At 65.0% G+C, this 15,618-nt stretch carries 13 protein-coding genes and 1 pseudogene; 10 read left to right on the top strand and 4 right to left on the bottom strand.

From position 1 onward, the window contains the following. Window positions 1-29: 29 nt before the first annotated feature. On the bottom strand, window positions 30-1,031 hold the full coding sequence (locus JOF46_RS04620) for a Bug family tripartite tricarboxylate transporter substrate binding protein (RefSeq protein WP_209906245.1): 1,002 nt from the start codon (window positions 1,029-1,031) through the stop codon (window positions 30-32). 152 nt (window positions 1,032-1,183) lie between these two features. On the opposite strand from JOF46_RS04620, the gene JOF46_RS04615 reads away from it, so the two are divergent. The 5 genes from JOF46_RS04615 to JOF46_RS04595 all read left to right on the top strand — a co-directional run bounded on the left by JOF46_RS04615 (window position 1,184) and on the right by JOF46_RS04595 (window position 7,273). Next, window positions 1,184-2,071 (top strand): LysR family transcriptional regulator, encoded by an 888-nt coding sequence (locus JOF46_RS04615; RefSeq protein ID WP_209906244.1) that lies wholly within the window; start codon window positions 1,184-1,186, stop codon window positions 2,069-2,071. Window positions 2,072-2,259: 188 nt separating this feature from the next. Then, a complete protein-coding gene (kdgD, locus tag JOF46_RS04610; protein WP_209906243.1) occupies window positions 2,260-3,198 on the top strand; it encodes a 5-dehydro-4-deoxyglucarate dehydratase in 939 nt (312 codons plus the stop codon). 63 nt (window positions 3,199-3,261) lie between these two features. Continuing rightward, the gene (locus tag JOF46_RS04605) at window positions 3,262-4,869 is read left to right on the top strand and encodes an aldehyde dehydrogenase (NADP(+)) (protein ID WP_209906242.1); all 1,608 of its coding nucleotides are present in this window, start codon (window positions 3,262-3,264) and stop codon (window positions 4,867-4,869) included. Continuing rightward, window positions 4,866-6,197: an enolase C-terminal domain-like protein gene (locus JOF46_RS04600; RefSeq protein WP_209906241.1), complete on the top strand. Its 1,332-nt coding sequence runs from the start codon at window positions 4,866-4,868 to the stop codon at window positions 6,195-6,197. The genes JOF46_RS04605 and JOF46_RS04600 overlap by 4 nt, the downstream gene beginning before the upstream one ends. Window positions 6,198-6,361: 164 nt before the next feature. Next, entirely contained in the window at window positions 6,362-7,273 is a 912-nt protein-coding gene (locus JOF46_RS04595; protein ID WP_342592360.1) for an AEC family transporter, read from the top strand. Between the two features lie 14 nt (window positions 7,274-7,287). On the opposite strand, the gene JOF46_RS04590 is transcribed toward JOF46_RS04595, so the two are convergent. Continuing rightward, window positions 7,288-8,223 (bottom strand): LysR family transcriptional regulator, encoded by a 936-nt coding sequence (locus JOF46_RS04590; RefSeq protein ID WP_209906239.1) that lies wholly within the window; start codon window positions 8,221-8,223, stop codon window positions 7,288-7,290. 102 nt (window positions 8,224-8,325) lie between these two features. Between JOF46_RS04590 and JOF46_RS04585 the strand changes: the two genes are divergently transcribed. The 4 genes and pseudogenes from JOF46_RS04585 to JOF46_RS22135 form a co-directional block, all read left to right on the top strand. Continuing rightward, window positions 8,326-9,654 (top strand): glucarate dehydratase family protein, encoded by a 1,329-nt coding sequence (locus tag JOF46_RS04585; RefSeq protein WP_209906238.1) that lies wholly within the window; start codon window positions 8,326-8,328, stop codon window positions 9,652-9,654. A 5-nt stretch (window positions 9,655-9,659) separates the two neighbouring features. Continuing rightward, entirely contained in the window at window positions 9,660-10,646 is a 987-nt protein-coding gene (locus JOF46_RS04580) for a 2-hydroxyacid dehydrogenase (RefSeq protein WP_209906237.1), read from the top strand. Window positions 10,647-10,940: 294 nt separating this feature from the next. Beyond that, window positions 10,941-11,549 carry an NADPH-dependent FMN reductase gene (locus JOF46_RS04575; RefSeq protein ID WP_209906236.1) on the top strand — a complete coding sequence of 203 codons (609 nt, stop codon included), beginning with the start codon at window positions 10,941-10,943 and terminating at the stop codon, window positions 11,547-11,549. A 51-nt stretch (window positions 11,550-11,600) separates the two neighbouring features. Continuing rightward, window positions 11,601-11,999, top strand: a pseudogene (locus tag JOF46_RS22135) (transposase family protein); the annotation flags it as partial. Between the two features lie 523 nt (window positions 12,000-12,522). On the opposite strand, the gene JOF46_RS04570 reads toward JOF46_RS22135, so the two are convergent. Both JOF46_RS04570 and JOF46_RS04565 read right to left on the bottom strand, forming a co-directional pair. Next, entirely contained in the window at window positions 12,523-13,923 is a 1,401-nt protein-coding gene (locus JOF46_RS04570) for an MFS transporter (RefSeq protein ID WP_209906235.1), read from the bottom strand. A gap of 197 nt (window positions 13,924-14,120) precedes the next feature. Then, on the bottom strand, window positions 14,121-14,441 hold the full coding sequence (locus tag JOF46_RS04565) for an isochorismatase family protein (RefSeq protein ID WP_209906234.1): 321 nt from the start codon (window positions 14,439-14,441) through the stop codon (window positions 14,121-14,123). Window positions 14,442-14,657: 216 nt separating this feature from the next. On the opposite strand from JOF46_RS04565, the gene JOF46_RS04560 reads away from it, so the two are divergent. After that, a complete protein-coding gene (locus tag JOF46_RS04560; RefSeq protein WP_209906233.1) occupies window positions 14,658-15,470 on the top strand; it encodes an IclR family transcriptional regulator in 813 nt (270 codons plus the stop codon). The last annotated feature ends 148 nt before the right edge of the window (window positions 15,471-15,618 follow it).

The following is a 15,618-nucleotide window of genomic DNA, read 5'->3' as shown; positions in this document are numbered from 1 at the left end:
GGCGCCTGGGATTGGGAACGGGCGAGGTGTTACTTGGAAGCCAGCGAGATGTTGTACTGCTCGGTCAGCTTCTTGTACTTGGCGGCCAGCTCGTTCCATTCGGTGACAACTTCCTCACCGGAGATTTCCTTCGGGCTGAGCATGTTGGACTCGTTGAAGGACTTGTAGGAGTCGCGGGCAGTTGCTGCCTTGAGTGCGTCGACCAGGGCGGTCTTGGTCTCGGCGCTCAGGCCCTTGGGTGCGGCAATGGCGCGGTACTGCGAGACCGGGACGTCGTAGCCTTCTTCAACGGCGGTGGGGACATCCGGCAGGAAGCTGTTGCGCTCGGAGGAGAAGACGACCAGCGGGACCACTGTGCCGGCATCGATCTGCGGCTTGGCCTCGCCGAGCTGGACGGTGGAAACCTGAACCTGGTTGCCCATGACGGCGGTCAGTGCCGGGGAGCCGGAGTCGAAGGGAACGATGGTTCCCTTGATGTCGGCCTGGGCCAGCAGCAAGGCCTGGGCCAGCTGCGACCCGGTGCCGACGCCGGTGGTGCCGAAGGAAAGCTTCGATTCGCTCTTCTTCAAATCCGCCACGGATTTGACGCCCGACTTGGTGCTGGCAACCATGACGTAGTCGTCCTGGGACAGGCCACCGATGACATCGAGCTCGTCCAGGGTGACGGCCTCGGAGGCGGAGACCGCCAGCGGGGTGATGGTGATCAGCGAGGCGTTGAGCAGGATCAGGTTCTGGCCGTCCGCCTTCATGGCTGCGACTTCCTGGGTGGCCAGGGCACCGTTGGCGCCGGGCTTGTTGACCACCGGCATGGCCACGCCGAGCTTTTCCGCCATGCCCTCGGCCGCCGCGCGGGCGATCAGGTCGGTGGAACCACCCGGGGCCTGGCCGACGGTGAGGGTCACCGGGCCGCTGGGGAAGGTGGCGCCCTCGGCGGCACCGCCACCGACGTTGCCGCCGCAGGCGGCAAGCGAAAGAGCCGCGGTGGCAGCGGCCATGGACAGCATTGCGCGGCGTGTGAATTGCTTCTTCATTGCGAGATCTCCTTGTTTGCGATGCGTGCTGCTCGGGGGTTCCCACCTGCGAGTGAGTCACAACACGTTTCTTACTTCTGCTTGAGCCTAGAAATAGTTATGATGCTTGTCCAACCCCATCTATGCATGGAGTGATTCCCGAAAGGTATCAATTGTTCACATTGGACCAAGCACGAAGCTTTGTGGCCGTGGCCGAAGAGCTGCATTTCGGCCGCGCCGCCGAGCGGCTGAATATGACCCAACCCCCGCTGAGCCGGCAAATCCAGAAGCTCGAGCGCAGCGTGGGCGTCGAGCTGCTGGAACGAGACAACCGCAAGGTGTCCCTCACCGCGGCCGGGCACGCTTTTCTCATCGACGCCCGGCGCCTGGTGATCTCCGCCGAGCGCGCACCGCTGAACGCGCGCCGGATTGCCTCGGGGCAATTCGGGGAGCTGCGCATCGGTTTCACCGCGGCCTCGGGGTTCAGCCTGCTCGGTCCCCTGCTCTCGGAAATCTCGACGCGGCTTCCCAATGTCCACCTCGAGCTCTTCGAGATGGTGACCGGGGAACAGATCACGGCGCTTCAGGACGGGGACATCGACCTGGGCCTGGCCCGACCGCCCTTCGACGAAAAAACCTTTGAATCGCAAATGCTCTTTTCCGAGTCCCTCTACGTTGCGGTGCCCACGGGGCACCGGCTTGACCTGTTGCCGCGCGAGCTCATGGTCGAAGACCTGGCCGGCGAACCATTAATCATGCACTCGGCAACCAAGGCCCGCTATTTTTATGACCTTGTTGTGCGCGAGATCGATATCGAGCACCAGAACGTGGTCCACTCGGTCAGCCAGATCCTGACCATGATCACGCTGGTGGCCGCGGGGCGCGGCATCGCCTTTGTCCCCGAAAGCGCCAAGCTGCTCGGCGTTGACGGGGTCAGCTACCACCGGCTCGAGGACACCACCCCTGACGCGGTCGAGCTGCACGCAATCTGGAATCGGGACTACAAGAATCCCGCACTGACCAAATTGGTGCAGATCGTGCGTGACTCCATGCAGGCCTAAGTCACGGCAAAGGCAACCCGAGCCGCGCACCCCCAAACCGGCGATACCCGACGGGTATCAAACAATACAAATATGGGCTTGGACAGGCATCGTTGGTGCTCCCTAGGCTGGGGTCAACGAACATCACCATCGTCCGCCGCCACCAATCCACGTCGTCGTGGAGGCGCCCCAGCTTTAGGAGTATCCCCATGGCCACGTACACCCCCGCCGAACTTGCCGCCAAGCTCAAGGACGGGCTGCTCTCCTTCCCGGTGACCGCCTTCGACGCGAACCTCGAAATCGACGAAGCCGCCTACCGCCGCCACCTCGACTGGCAGTCCAGCTTCGGCGTCGCCGGCCTCTTCGCCGCCGGCGGCACCGGCGAGGGCTTCACCCTCACCCCCGAGGAATCCGCCCGCGTGGTGCGCATGGCAGTCGAGGAAGCCGGCGACCGCGTGCCGGTGCTCGGTTCCGCCGGAGGTTCCACCAAGCAGGCCATCCTCAACGCCCAGGACTCCGAGGCCGCCGGCGCGCAGGGCCTGCTGCTGCTGCCGCCCTACCTGACCGAATGCGACCAGGAGGGCCTGTTCAACCACGCCTCGGCCGTCTGCGCCTCGACCTCCACCGGCGTCATCGTCTACAACCGCGCCAACGCCATCTACTCGGCCGACACCGTGGCACGCCTGGCCGACACCCACGAGAACTTCATCGGCTTCAAGGACGCCACCGGCGACATCGAGCACCTGACCCGCGTCTACACCAAGAACGGCGACCGCCTCTTCTACCTGGGCGGCCTGCCCACCGCCGAGACCTTCGCGCTGCCGCTGCTGCAGCTGGGCATGAGCACCTACTCCTCGGCCATGTACAACTTCGTCCCCGAGTTCGCCCTGGACTTCTACAAGGACGTCCGCAACCAGGACCACGCGGCGGTCACCGAGAAGCTCAAGCGCTTCGTGCTGCCGTACCTGGACATCCGCGACCGAGTGGCGGGCTACGGCGTCTCCATCGTCAAGGGCGGCCTGAAGGCCATCGGCCGCGACGCCGGCCCGGTGCGCCCGCCGCTGCAGGACCTCACCGAGGCCGACCTGGCCGACCTGGGCGCACTGATCCAGAAGGCCGGACTGATGCCGGCCGCCGCGGCCGTCTAACCGACGGCCCGGACGCACCAAACATCACCACCGCAACACCCACCTTCCGACGCAGGAGCAGCAATGTCCACGGATACCCAGCAACTCACCGGCCAGTCCATCCTGGCCGGGATCAACACCCCCGGCAACGGGGCCGAGGTACGGGGCTTCAACCCCGCCACCAACCAGGGCCTCGACCCGGCATACAGCCTGATCGACGCCTCGCAGTTGGAGCTGGCCACCGCCGCGGCCGAGGACGCCTTTGCCTCCTTCCGCTCCCTTGACCCGGAAACCCACGCACGGTTCCTTGAATCCATTGCCGGGAACATCGAGGCAGTGGGAACCGAGCTGGTGCAAAGGGCCATGGCGGAGACCGGGCTTCCCGAGGCACGGTTGGTCGGCGAGCGCGGGCGCACCTGCAACCAGTTGCGCATCTTCGCGCAGGTGGTTCGCCAGGGCGACCACCACGGGGTGCGGATCGATCCGGCATTGCCGGAGCGCGCGCCGATGCCGCGGGTGGACATCCGCCAGCGCAAGATCCCGGTGGGCCCGGTAGCGGTGTTTGGTGCGTCCAACTTCCCCCTGGCATTCTCCACCGCCGGCGGGGACACGGCCTCGGCCCTGGCCGCCGGGTGCCCCGTGGTCTTCAAGGCCCACAATGCCCACCCGGGCACCAGCGAGATCGTGGGCCGGGCCATCACCGCGGCCATCTCGGATGCGAACCTGAACCCGGGCATCTTCTCCCTCGTCTACGGACCGGGCGCCAGCATCGGCCAGGCGCTGGTTTCCGACCCGCGCATCAAGGCCGTGGGCTTCACCGGTTCCCGCGGTGGCGGCACCGCGCTGATGGCCACCGCCGCCGCACGCCCGGAACCGATCCCGGTCTACGCCGAGATGAGCTCCATCAACCCGGTCATCTTCTTCGCCGGAGCGCTTTCCGACGATGCGGCCGGCCATGCCAAGGCCTACCTGGGTTCGGTTGTCGGCTCCAGCGGCCAGCTCTGCACGGCCCCCGGACTGGTGTTCGTCCCGACCGGCGAGGAAGGCGACACCTTCGCCGCGGCCCTGCGCACCGAGGCCGCCACCACGGCCGGACAGACCATGCTGACCCAGGGCATCTACAACTCCTGGGTCCAGGGCGTTCAAGACCTCGGCTCCCAGCCCGGCGTGGAGCTCCTGGCGCAGGGCAACAAGGGCGAAACCGAAAACGCACCGGCCCCGTCCATCTTCTCCACCGGGGTTGCGCAGTTGCTGGGCAACCCGGTGCTGCACGAGGAAATCTTCGGCGCCGCCTCCCTGGTCATCCGCTACACGGATGCCGCGGACCTGGCCACCGCCCTGTCCAAGCTTGAGGGCCAGCTCACCGCCACCTTGCAGCTGAACGATTCGGACCACGAGGCCGTCGCCGCGGTGCTGCCCATCCTGGAGCGCAAGGCCGGGCGCATCCTGGTCAACGGCTGGCCCACCGGGGTCGAGGTCGGACACGCCATGGTCCACGGCGGACCGTTCCCCGCAACCTCGGACACCCGCACCACCTCGGTCGGCACGCTGGCCATCGAGCGCTTCCTGCGCCCGGTCGCCTACCAGAACATCCCCGATTCCCTGCTGCCGGCCCCGTTGCAGCAGTCCAACCCGTGGAAGCTGACCCGCCGCATCGACGGCACCCTGAAGAACGCCGGAGAACAAGCATGAGTGCAGCGCAACCCACCATCGCCTCCATCGAGGTCGTCCCGGTTGCCGGGCACGACTCGATGCTGCTGAACCTCTCCGGGGCCCACGGGCCGTTCTTCACCCGCAACATCACCATCATCACCGATTCCGAGGGCCGCACGGGCCTGGGCGAGGTGCCGGGCGGGGAACCCATCCGCCGCACCATCGAGGAAGCCGCCGAACTGCTCGTCGGCGCCCCGGTGGCACGGTTCCGCACGCTGCTGCGTGCGGTTGCCACCAGGTTCGCGGACCGGGATTCCGGCGGGCGCGGGGCCCAGACCTTTGACCTGCGCACCACGGTGCACGCGGTCACCGCGATCGAGTCGGCGCTGCTGGATCTGCACGGCCAGTTCCTCGGCGTCCCGGTGGCGGAGCTGCTGGGCGAGGGCCAGCAGCGCGATGCGGTTCCGATGCTTGGCTACCTCTTCTATGTGGGCAACCCGGATGACACCGATCTTCCCTACCTGCGCGAGCCCAACGGCGCCGACGACTGGGAGAAGGTGCGCCGCGAAGAGGCCATGACACCGGCTGCCATCGTCCGGCTGGCCGAGGCGGCGCAGAAGCGCTACGGGTTCAAGGACTTCAAGCTCAAGGGCGGCGTGCAGGAAGGCGACGCCGAGGTCGATGCGGTCATTGCCCTGAAGGAACGCTTCCCCGAAGCCCGCATCACCCTGGATCCCAACGGCGGCTGGCTGCTCAAGGACGCCATCCGCCTGGGCAAGAGGATGCGGGGAGTCGTTGCCTACGCCGAGGACCCGTGCGGCGCCGAGGGCAAGTACTCCGGGCGCGAGGTGGTGGCCGAGTTCCGGCGGGCCACTGGCCTGGCGACCGCCACCAACATGATCGCCACCGACTGGCGCGAGATGTCCCACGCGGTGCGCACCAATGCCGTGGACATCCCGCTGGCCGATCCGCACTTCTGGACCATGGCCGGATCCGTGCGCGTGGCCCAGCTCTGCGACGAGTTCGGGCTGACGTGGGGTTCGCACTCGAACAACCACTTCGACATCTCCCTGGCCATGTTCACGCAGGTCGGCGCCGCCGCACCGGGCGAGATCACGGCCCTGGACACGCACTGGATCTGGCAGGACGGCCAGGGATTGACCGAGGAGCCGCTGCTGATCCGCAATGGCGAGATCAAGGTCCCGGAGCGTTCGGGCCTGGGCGTCACCCTGGACCGCACGCGTTTGGCCGAGGCCCACGAGCTCTACCTGGAGCACGGGCTGGGCTCGCGCGACGACGCCGCCTCGATGCAGTACCTGATTCCGGGTTGGGAATTCGACGCCAAGTCCCCGGCGCTGGTGCGCTGAGACAGCTTTTGGGAACAATGAAATAAGGCAAGGGACGGTGGGGATGGTTCATTCGGACTCCCCCACCGTCCCTTGCCTCGCCTGGTGAACACCGGTTCACCACAACGATCACCAACGCCTATTCGGGAGGCCATGTGCAAGGAGTGCTCCAGGGGTTCTCGATCGTGCTGATCTTGATTGGCATTGGTTTGGTCACCGCAAGGTTGTTGCCGCGCAAGCGCGAGTCCATTGCCACCGGGCTGACACCGCTGATCTACTACATAACCAATCCGGCGCTGATGTTCATGCTGCTCTCGGAGACCGATTTGCGGGCCGTCATCGGCGTGTACACCCCGATTGCACTGATCACCGCCGTCTTGACCGGCTCTCTGTACGCACTGGGCGCCAAGTTGTTCTTCAAGGTCCCGGCAACCCGGCTTCCCGGCGCGGCCATGTCCACCAGCTACGTCAACGCCGGGAACATCGGTGTGCCGCTGGCGCTCTACGCCGTGGGAAGCACCAACCCGGTGGTCTCGGTTCTCATCGCCCAGCTGCTGATGATCGCCCCGGTCTACCTGTGCATCTTCGCCCTGGCCTCCAGGGCCAGCGGCAACCAGGAAAACAAGACCCCGCTGGGCAAGACCATCCTTCGGTCCATCGCCAACCCGGTCACCATCGCCACGTTCATTGGCGCCCTGTTCGCGGCCTTCGACCTGCACCTGCCCGAAGTCATCAACATCCCCATCGACATGCTGGGGCAGGCCTCGATCCCGCTGCTGCTGATGGCCTTCGGGATGTCGCTTTTTGGGCAGCGTCCGTTGGCCGACAAGGCGTTGCGCGGCGAGGTCTTCCTGGCCACCTTTTTCAAGATGCTTTTCATGCCATTGGCGGCTTGGGCATTGGCCGCACTGGTGTTCAAGCTGGAAGGCACGGACCTGCTTGGGGTCGTGATCATGGCCGCCCTGCCCACGGCCCAGAACGTGCTGCTCTTCTCCCAGCAGTTCAGGCTCGAAACGACGGTGGTGCGCGAGGTCATCCTGTGCAGCACGCTGCTGGCCCTGCCGGTGACGCTGGTGATCACGCTCTTCCTGGGCTGAACCGCGGCCCTGACCTACGAGGCCGTTGGTCCGTTGGTTTCCGATGCTTCCTCATTGAGCCATTCAAGGTAGATCTTGCGGAGCATCTCCGCGGCGGGGTTGGTGGAGGATTCGTCCCAAGCCAGGTACATATCCGAGTGGTTCAAGTTGGACAGCCCGTTGGGCCCGGTGATCTCCTCGAAGACCACACCGCGCGGGGTGAATTCCATGGCCGTGGCCGGCACCAGCGTGACGCCGAGCCCGGCGGCAACCAGCGCCAAAAGCGCCGGGATCTGACTGGCAATCTGGGCGATGTTCGGGCGGGCGCCGACCGAGTCGAAGAGCCGCAGGACCAGGTCGTAGAAATACCGTGCCTCGCCCGTCGAGTACATCATCAGCGGCAGGCCCACCAGTTCCTTGATGAGAACCCCCTTGCCCGTTGCCAGGTCGTGGCCCTCCGGAAGCGCCACCACCAGCCGGTCCTTCTTGATCAACTGGGTAAGCACGCCGGGCCGGGTGACGATTGGGCGCAGGATTCCCATGTCGATCGCGCCCTTGCTCAAGGCATCCAGCTGCTCGACGGACACGGCCTCGCGCAGCACCAGCGTGACATGCGGCAGGTGCTTGGAGGCCTGGCCCAGCAGGTCGGGCAGCACCGCTTGGCCCGCAACGGCCGTGTAGCCGATGACCACTGTGCCGGCGTCCCCCGTGGCCACCCGGGAAACCTCAAGGCTGGTCTTGGCACTCAGGTCCAGGATCCGCCTGGCGTTGGGCAGCAGCACCCGTCCGGCGGCGGTGAGTTCCACGCGCCGGGAGTTGCGGATGAACAGCTGCGCCTGGAGTTCGCGCTCAAGGAGCTGGATCTGTCGGCTCAACGGAGGCTGCGTCATGTTCAGCCGGTCCGCGGCCGCACCGAAGTGCAATTCCTCGGCCACCGCCACGAAGGATTCGAGTTGGATCAACGAAAACATCGATTCACTCCTTGAATGATTGGTTGCCAATTTTAGCTTGGACATGCATCGATGCACTCTCCTAGGGTGAGTCTAACCACCCCATTGATACGGAGCCCCAACATGTCGGAATCTGACGCAGACCGCTCGCTCTCCACCCTTTCACCACGCGCAACAGCCACCAATCGGGCCATCATCACCGAGATCACCGTGACTCCCGTGGCGTTCGCCGATCCCCCGCTGCTGAACTCCGTGGGAGTGCACGAACCTTTCGCGCTGCGCGCCATCGTGGTCATCCGCACCCAGGACGGCACCTATGGGTTGGGGGAAACCTACGGGGACGAGGCACACGTGGCCAGGCTGGACCGGGCCGGTGCCCTGCTGGTGGGTGCGGACGCCTTCAACATCAACCAGGTCGCCACGCTGGTTTCCGAATCATTGCGCGAGGACTCGGGAATCGGCGGGCACGGCACCGGGGGCATGGTCACCACCACCTCCCTGGATGACCGGGTGCTCTCGGCATTCGACGTGGCCTGCCTGGATATCCAGGGAAAGACCCTGGGCGTGCCGGTAAGCACGCTGTTGGGCGGAGCGGTGCGGGACGAGGTCGCGTTCAGCGGCTACCTCTTCTACAAGTGGGCAGGGCACCCGGGCCAGGAACCCGATGCCTGGGGCGAGGCCCTGGACCCGTCCGGAATCGTGGCCCAGGCCCGCAAGATGGTGGACGAGTACGGGTTCACCGCGCTCAAGCTCAAGGGCGGAGTCTTCGAGCCGGAAATCGAGGCGGCCACCATCGAGGCCCTGCGCGAGGCATTCCCAAGAATGCCGCTGCGCATCGATCCCAACGGCGTATGGACCGTCGAGACCGCCCTCAAGATCGGACGCCGGCTGGAGCCGGTGCTGGAATACCTCGAGGACCCCTGCCTGTCGATCGCCGACAACGCCGCGGTGCGCAAGGAAATCGATCTCCCCATCGCCACCAACATGTGCGTGGTCTCGTTCAACGACGTCCCGCCGGCCATCGCCGCCGGCGCAGTGGATGTTGTCCTCTCGGACCACCACTTCTGGGGAGGGCTGCGGCGCTCGCAAGCTTTGGCGGGCATTGCCGAGACCTTCGGGCTAGGCCTTTCCATGCATTCGAATTCCCACCTGGGAATCAGCTTCGCCGCGATGATCCAGCTGGCCGCAGCCACCAGGAACATCGACTACGCCTGCGACACCCACTGGCCCTGGAAACCGGCAGGCGATGACGTCATCGTCCCGGGTGCCCTGGAAATCAGGGACGGCTCGGTCAAGGTTTCCACCAAGCCGGGGCTGGGCATCGAACTCGACGAAGAGGCGCTTGCCCGGATGCACCGGCAGTACCTGGATTGCGGGCTGACCAAGCGCGACGACACCGGATACATGCAAAGCATCCACGCGGACTTCCAGCTCACCACCCCGCGCTGGTGAACGGCATGCGCATCGTTGTCACCGACCCCATCATCTCCAGGTTCGCGGACCTGCTGCGGGAAAACACCCTGGGCAACGACTGGGAATTCGTGGCCGGCCGGCCCGCGAAAGAGCAGTCCGCCGCTATTGCCCGCGCCGAGGTGCTGGTGTGCGCAAGGCTAAGCTCCGCGGACGCGGCTGCCTCCCCCGCGGGACTGGTGCACATCACCGGCTCCGGTGCCGACCGGGTAGCCGTCGCAGACCTCCGGCAAGGGACGGTGGTGTTGCGGACCGCACACCATGAGCGCTCGATCGCCGAGCACATCCTGATGGTCGTGCTGGCGCACCAGCGGCGGCTGCTCGACGTGAGCTCGGAAATGAGATCGGGTATGTGGCGCTCGGTGGCCACCGAGTTGGAGACGCCGCTGCACCGCACGCTGGATGAGCTGACCATCGGGTTCGTGGGGCTCGGCGGAATCGGCACCGAGACGGTGCGCATGTGCACGGGGCTTGGCATGACGGCGGTTGCGGTGCGCCGCAACCCCGAGGCCGGATCTGCCCTGGATGCGGGCCTCGAGTGGGTCAATCCCATGGAGGACCTGCCCGAGCTGCTGAAAGCGAGCGACGTGGTGGTGCTTTGCCTGCCGCTCACCGATGAAACCCGAGGTCTGATGGGATCCAGGCAATTCACGCAAATGCGCGGCGACGCACTGCTCGTCAACGTCTCCCGCGGAGCCATCGTTGACGAGGATGCGCTGTATGCGGCTCTTCGGGATCGAACGATCGGCGGTGCGGCCCTGGATGTTTGGTGGGACGCCCCCGAGGGAATTGATGCCCCCGAATCGGTCTCGCGCTTCGCGGACCTTCCGAACGTCCTCGCCACGCCGCATCACTCCGGCCATGCGCGCCAAACCTTCATGCGTCGGGCGATGGAAATCGCCCAGAACATCAACGCGTTTGGGCAAGGGCGTGCACCGGGCAATTCGCTGCAACGTGGCGCGATCTTGCATTGACCGAAGTCTACAAGGGGTCGGTGGCCTGCACGCCACGACGAGGACGGACGAATCGTTGAATCTCCCGCCCGCATCTTGCGGCTGGCAAGGTTGGCTTCCAAGTCCACTGCCGCGTTCTGGGATTGGCCGACCTGTCGCTGTTCGTCCCCGGGTGCCGCTGCGGTGAGCGGTCCCCATCCGAGGCAGAGTCCCGGCAGCCGTTTCGAAACCACCACTTGACCGGGTTGCACATTCACCAAAAATTCGGTTTTCCGACTATGGACGTGCCGGTATTTCCCATGTTGGACTGTCCCCATGACTAACTACAACATTGGTTATTTCGTCGGTTCGCTGTCCGCCAACTCCATCAACCGCACCCTGTCCAAGGCGTTGATCAAGCTGGCACCGGACAACCTTCAATTCACCGAGATCCCCATCAAGGATCTCCCGTTGTACAACTACGACTTCGACGCCAGCTACCCTCCCGAGGGCACGGCACTGAAGCAGTCCATCGAATCGGCCGACGGCCTGCTGTTCGTCTCCCCCGAATACAACCGTTCCATCCCCGGCGCGCTGAAGAACGCCATCGACTGGGGCTCGCGCCCCTGGGGCACCAATTCCTTCGCCCGCAAGCCCTCGGGCATCGTCGGGGCATCCGTCGGCGCCATCGGCACCGCGGTCATGCAGTCCTCCATGCGCAGCGTCCTCAGCTTCCTGGACGCCCCGCAGCTGAACTCCCCCGAGGCGTACATCGCTTTCAAGCCCGGGCTCTTCGAGGATGACGGAACCGTCACTGACAGTGGGACGGCCGATTTCCTGGCCCACTACATGCGCGAGTACGCGGCCTTCGTCGAGCGCGTCCTGGACTCCAGCGCCGAAGGCCACATCGGAGACCCGGACCCGGTCGAGAAGGCCGAGAAGTAATTTCCAACCCATAGGTGCTGGGATCGGGCTTCGGCCCGAGCCCAGCACCTTGTCATTCGCGCGCCGCCCTGCCGGTCCAAGAAGAAACCACGCGCAGCGTGGCGTCGCTTCGTCCATCCGGCCCCGGACGCGTGCTGGCAACTGGACGCCACCGAATACGTCCTGACCGGTGGACGCAAGTGCGTGGTCTTCCAGCTCCAGAATGATCATTCCCGGCTGGCTGTCGCCACCCTGGCCGCTTCGGGAGAAACCAGCGAATTGGCCATAGCGGTCGTGAAGAAAGGCATCGCGGCATGCGGGTGCCCCAGCGCCTCCTGACAACGGGACGGCCCCAATCCCAAGCAGGCGGGTGCGGTGCACCAGCTGGTAACCCACATGCCGTCCCTGGGTGTCAGCATAATCACGGGCAAACCGTACAAGCCCACAACCCAGGGCAAGACCGAGAGCTTCCAGTGCGCCACGAGGCGCGTTGCCATATCCCCGACGCAGTCGGGACGAACTCGAAGGGAGGTTTGATGGGAGGTTTGATGGGCCTGATGGCTTACCCGGATACCAGAAGGTGATGGGGACTGGAGCATGCCAGTAAACCGGTGACCGTGCCCAGGCGTTAGGGGCGGTGCTGCGACAATGAAAGCCCTGCTGGAACTATTCCGGGGCTGGCCCATCCACTGCGGGAAGCCCAACACCAGACTGTTTTGCCCTGTGTCCAACCCAGCTGCACTCAGGGCGCCATGATATGGAGCTGACGAATTTCTTGACCGGTCTCACGGGCTGGTTTCGAGCTGCCGCAACACCGCAGGTCACCCCACGATTGCACAGTCCCCCAGCGCCAAAAACCGCCTCATGTCAAGGACATGCAAGTTGTGGATCACTGATTCGGGACGAACAACCACGTCCAGGAATCCAGGCATGGCACGGCAGCCGACCCCGCGTTCGGGGTCGGCTGCCGTGCCTGCGCACCGGGCGGCGGGAACTAGCGCGGGCCAGGCTCCGCAGCCGTGGTGATGGAGCCGTCGTCCACGCCGGCACCCAAGCGGCGTCCGGAGGTTTCGGGCAGGAGCATGGCCGCGACAAAGGCGCCCACTGCGATAGCCGTCAGGTACACCGCCGGGGCCATGGGCGAGCCGGTCAGGTCAATCAGCAAGGTGGCAATGAACGGGGCGGTGCCGCCGAACAGCGCGTAGCTGATGTTGTAGGTGATTCCGGCCGCGGTGTAGCGCACCCGGGTTGGGAAGACCTCGGTAAGCAGCACCGCGGTGACCACATTCGCGCTCACGGTACCCAGCATGATCATGATTTGGCCGCCCAGCGCTCCACCGAAGGTCCCCGAGGAAGCGAGCAGGTAGCCGGGATAGGCGGTGAGGATCAGCAGGAACACCGAGGCAAACATGGTCCGCCGCCGTCCGATCCGGTCGCACAGGATCCCAACGAAGGGCGCCAGCACTGCGGCACACGACAGCGCGATCACGTTCGACAACAGCACGGAGGTGGCGTCCATCCCCACGACATTGCGAAGGAATGTGGTCATGTAGGTGGAGAAAATATAGAACGACAGCGCGGTCAGGGAGATGTATCCGCCCAGGATGAGCATGGGCTTGCCCTGTTCGGCCAGGGTGGTGCGCAGGGGCGCATGCTCCGGGGCCGCGGTCGAATCCTTGATCTCCTGGAAGAGCGGGGACTCATCCAGGCGCCGGCGGATCCAGAAGGCCACCAACCCCAGGGGCGCGGCCACCAGGAATGGTATGCGCCAGCCCCACTGTTCCATGGCGCTTTGCCCCAACCCGGCGGAGAGCAGGAAGCTCAGCAGGGCCGCCACCGCGAAGGCAAAGAATGTGGCGGTGGGCATCGCCGAACCCCACCGGGCCCGTTGATGCGCCGGGGCATGCTCGATGACATAGGTGACCGCCCCGGCATACTCGCCGCCGGCCGACAGGCCCTGGGCGCAGCGCGCCAGCGTGAGCAGGACCGCCGCCCACACGCCGATCTGCTGGTAGCCGGGCAACAGCCCGATGACGGCAGTGGATCCTGACATGAGCAGGACCGTGGTGATCAGCACCTGCTTGCGACCCAGCCGGTCCCCCAGCATGCCGAACAAGGCTCCACCCACCGGGCGAAGGGCAAAGGCCACGGCAAAAACCGCGAAGGTCTGCAACAGGGATATGACGACGCTTTCCGAGGCGAAGAACGTCTGGGCGATGATCGGTGCCATGAAGCCGTAGACAGCGAAATCGAACCATTCCACCACGGTGCCCGCGAAGCCGGCAAGGGTCGCCCGGCGCAGCGTTTCCGGTTTTACCCCGTAGTCTTCGGGAGGCGAAGGATCGGGGCCCAAACGGACCGGGGAAGGTTCGGTGCCGTGCTGGTGCTGCTTCATGGTTGACTCGCCTCATTTTCAATCGGGGAAAATACCGCATCTCTGCGGGCGATAGCTTTTTTGGGGGCTCCCACCACTGGGGGGCGGCAGCCTCTTGCCGGTAGGCAAAAGCGGACCACATCGACCGCGCACCATTATGCACGGTTGACGTGACCAGCTTCTGCACAGATCACTTATGGGACGTTTTGCGACTTCGACTAGCTGTTGACCGCTACCTTGTTGTTCCCCGACAACGAGGTGGTGGTGGTGGTGAAGATGACCGGGACGCCCTTGGCGCGTGCTGCGGCATTCAGGTCCTGGCAGGCCGGGATGATGACATCCATGTTCTTGCAGGTGAAGTTGTGGCCCGTGCGGGTCCAAGCGTTGGCCATGTCGATGTGGATGATGGCCGGACGGGTTCCGTAGCCAACGCGGCGCTTGAATCCGCGCTTGTTGTACTCTTCGGTGCCCGCCGCAAAGACCTTCTCGAGCAGCGCTTCCAGCCGGGCTTCGAGTTCTGCGTGGGCGTTTTCCGACATCTTGCCCCCTGTCGTTGGATTTACATTCGCAAACTTGTTGTTGTGACATCAACACAGTTCTCTGCTCAGCAACACGCAAGGGTTTTGTGGGAAATTTTTGTGACGCAGTCCACATGGGCGGCTTCCGCGGTCGCTTATGGGAACATTGAGTACGCCGAACGCTGCGACTCGGCAAGACCGCAACAACTCCAAAACCACAGATGAGGAGCCAGACCGATGACCGAACGCGTTGGCACGCAACCGCAGGGGGCAGCTGCCTCACTGCTCAACGGGCTGGCGGTGCTGGAGGCCTTCACCACCGCCCACCCGGTTCTTGGAGTCACCGAAATTTCCGACCGGGTCGGTCTGCACAAGTCCACGGTGTCGCGCATGCTCAACGGATTGGCCGAGGCCGGCTACGTCCAGCGCGACGAGGGCAGCGGGCGTTTCCGCCTGGGGCTCGGCTTGCTGGGACTTGCCGCACCGCTGCTCGCGGAACTGGATGTGCGCCGTGCCGCGCTTCCCCATCTGGAGGACCTGACTGCACGCACCAGCGAAACCTCGGCAATTTCACTGTGGAACGGCAACGAGGCCGTGGTCATTGAGCAGGTTGCCAGCCCGCACCAGGTCAAGCACTCGGCCCACATCGGTACGCGCTACACGCGCTGGGCTTCCTCGTCGGTGCGGATATTCCTCTCCACCCTGGACATGGGGACCGTGGAACAACTGGTGGATTCCGGGAGCATCGAAGTCACCGAGCAGGACCGTATTGATGGCGGCTATGCGGACGCAGCAGCCCATTTGGCCATGATCCGGGACGCTGGCCTGGCCGTCAACGACGGCCAAACGACCTACGAGGAATTCGGGGTTTCGGCCGCCATCCGGGACTACCGTGGCAGGATCGCCGGTTGCATCACCGTCAGTGCCCCCCGCTCCCGCGTACAGCATCTGGGAATCGGAGACGAGCTGGCGGAGGCGACCAAGGAGACTGCCCGTGCGGTGTCGGCTCGCCTCGGTCTTCAGCACGGGAACGGTGACAACGTAGCCTAATTCCCATCCGCCGGCTGGGTTTGGCCAACGACGCCCGGCGACGACGCAAGCCGGGCCAAAGGCCGCGGGTATCAACGAATCGTTGCGTAGTTAAGTTTTCCTGCCCGTTTTGTCCTGGATACTTTTCATGCCGTCGCAGGCCGGCATG

The organism is Paeniglutamicibacter psychrophenolicus (assembly GCF_017876575.1).
GTDB classification, from domain to species: domain Bacteria; phylum Actinomycetota; class Actinomycetes; order Actinomycetales; family Micrococcaceae; genus Paeniglutamicibacter; species Paeniglutamicibacter psychrophenolicus.
The sequence above is the reverse complement of the archived record's forward strand: the minus strand, read 5'-3'. Positions and strand labels throughout refer to the sequence as shown.